Below are 2,805 nucleotides of genomic sequence, written 5' to 3' on the forward strand. Positions count from 1 at the left end.
AAAACAACATCTGTTTTTAACGAATCGGAAGACACTTCAATATTATCGGTTGCTCCTTGTATATTTGTAACAGAGGATTTTATTATTTGTATATTATTTTGTTTTTGAGAAGAGTTTTCAATTTTTTCTTCTGCATTAATATCAACCGCATAAAAAAAGCATAATATGAACAGTATTAAAATATAAAATTTTTTCATATAAAAATTTGCGAAACAAATTTTTGATATACGGACGAACGGATATATGAAAACTACAGATTATAACAGAATGGCTTTTGTTATAGTTTTTTCCACTCCTTTGTCCCTTCTCTTAACATTTTTGCACCGGTTGAATTTTTATTTGTATAATCGGCAAAATCCGTAGCATCCATTTCATTTCTCCAATTTTCATCCGAATATATTGATTTTCTGTATTGCTTTATTATTGGAAGATTTGATGTCCATACTTTAAAATTTTGCCATCTTATTTTAAACCCTTCAATAAAACTTCTTACATTTTCATTTTCCAAAAACGGTGATGCCGCTTCTTTTGTTTTTGATGTTATATTGTCAATAGTGCTGTCAATTTTATCCAAGCCCGAATTTACTCCGTTATTCAAGTCTCTCATGTCCATATCGGCTAATTTTTTTCTTTTCGGTTCATCATCATTTAAATTAGAATATTCGTCATTATTTAAAACACTATCATTTATAACTACGGGTTTAGGACTAAAGAAAAACCAAAAAACTCCGAAAATAATAATTAAAAATGCTAATAATTTCATTTTTACATCTCTCCTATTTATTTTTTATTTTTTCAATATCTTTTTTTAAATCAGCTATCCCTATATTAAACCCTTTTTTTAAAGATTTTTCCATATCTTTTTTTGCAAGTTCATATTTATTCAAATTCATAAAAGCAGCTGCTCTTGCATAAAAATATGCTCCGTTATCTTTTGAAAGTAAAATTGCCATCGTAAAATTTACTAAAGCCGATTTATAATTATTGTTTAAGCCGAATATGTTTCCCAAAAAATAATAAGCCGTAACATTATTCGGATACAGTTTTAAACTTTCTTCAATTACGTCATAAGCTTTTTTAAAATTATTGTTTTCGCAATAAAGTTTGGCAAGTAAATTATATAAATCAACATTATTCTCTTTAATATTTTTTAAACCTTCCGTAAGGATTCTTTCTTCATTATCAAAATCTTTTAATTCTTCGTATATATTGGCAATAAACAAATAGGATTCTTTATTTAATTTATCCGTTTCCAAATTTTTATTAAAATTATCCAATGCTCTTTCATATTCTTTATTTTCATAATACATCTTTCCCAAAACAAAGTATATCTCACTTCCGACAGGGAAATATTTATACGTATTTATTATGTCTTCAAGCATATTTATTGCGTCTTGCTTTCTTTCCTCGTAATAATACATAATTGCAGCTATATTTTCAACCGCTTTTACATAAATTGTATTATTTTTTCGAATCTGCAACAAATTTGCTTTTGCCGAATCAAAATTGCCTTCAATTTCTTGAATTTTTGCAATTTGAAAAATAATATTATCCTCAATGCCAAAAATTTTATAACTCTTTAAAGTATCTTTTTCGGCCTGTTCAAAATTTTTATTATCTAAATAAAAATTACCTCTGCATAAATAAGCCAAATAGTTCGTATCCGGATAAAGAGCTGTTTCATAATTAAGAAGGTTTAAATTATTTGTCCATAAAATTGTTCTTTTATAGGACGAATATCCAAAAAAAGTAAAAATACAAGATACCAAAATCAAATAAAAATATTTTATTTTATTAAATTTTATATTTTCATAAATAAAATAAATTATTTCGGCAAAAATATAAAACAAGCCCAAATAAGGCAAATAACAATATCTGCATGCCACATCCGATGTGCTTAAATTTTTTAATAATCCTATCACGGGTAATATTGTTACGGTAAACAACATCATTCCAAAGAATATTTTTTTATTATATTTTAAACTTAATATAACAAACAGAAATAACAAATAAACAATTGCCGGAGAATATAAAATATATAACGGAGGCATTGTATTAGAATAAAATGCAGGATACATACATGAAAGATTAAAAGGATATATTGCTTTGAAAATATAAAATAAAAGGTTATAGTGTGCATTTAATATTTTTAATATTTGTTCAAATAAAGGTAAACCAATTTTATTTACATCGTCATAATAAATATTTAATGTCATTAAACAAAATAAAATTGATATTGTAAAAAAAGGAATATATTTTTTTATATTTTTTTTAAAAGAAAAAGATTGATTATAAAAAAAATCAATTAAAATTATTATAACGGGTAATGTTACGGCCATAGGTTTTGAAAAACAGGCAGCTAAAAAAGATATTAAAGATAAAAAATAAAAAATAATTTTTTTATTATTGTAATTTGTTATATAACACAAAATTGAAATTAAATAAAAAAAACAAAAAAGTAAATCTTTTCTTGCGCTAATCCATGCTACAACTTCAACATTTGTCGGATATACGGCAAAAAACAAAGAAATTATAAAAGATTTAAAATATGATTTTGTTAATTTTAAAAATATAAAAAAAACAAAAAAAGTATTCAGTATATGTAATAAAATATTCGTTATATGATATATGTAAGGATCTAATTTAAAGAAATGATATTCTATTGCAAATGAAATTGTAACCAACGGATGATAAAGTTTATAATAAGCTTTTGAAAATATATCGGCAATATTGTTCCAGGATAAGCTTGTAACATATTGATTTTCCGTTACCATTATAAAGTCATCCAAACAAAAAAAAGAACTG

At 24.3% G+C, this 2,805-nt stretch carries 3 protein-coding genes; all 3 read right to left on the minus strand.

The annotated features are described in order from the left end of the window. Positions 1-197, minus strand: a 197-nt coding sequence (locus tag ACMUOV_RS05430) for a hypothetical protein (RefSeq protein ID WP_413854091.1), incomplete at its 3' end; no start/stop codon positions are given. An 80-nt stretch (positions 198-277) separates the two neighbouring features. After that, on the minus strand, positions 278-763 hold the full coding sequence (locus ACMUOV_RS05435; protein WP_413854092.1) for a hypothetical protein: 486 nt from the start codon (positions 761-763) through the stop codon (positions 278-280). A gap of 13 nt (positions 764-776) precedes the next feature. Beyond that, on the minus strand, positions 777-2,805 hold a 2,029-nt coding region (locus ACMUOV_RS05440; protein ID WP_413854093.1), incomplete at its 5' end, for a tetratricopeptide repeat protein.

It is taken from the genome of Candidatus Ruminimicrobium bovinum, assembly GCF_902760015.1.
Lineage (GTDB): Bacteria > Elusimicrobiota > Endomicrobiia > Endomicrobiales > Endomicrobiaceae > Ruminimicrobium > Ruminimicrobium bovinum.

Bases quoted from the DNA above. Each gene is read 5' to 3' on its own strand.
- ACMUOV_RS05435 (WP_413854092.1), bottom strand. From the start codon at position 763: ATGAAATTATTAGCATTTTTAATTATTATTTTCGGAGTTTTTTGGTTT.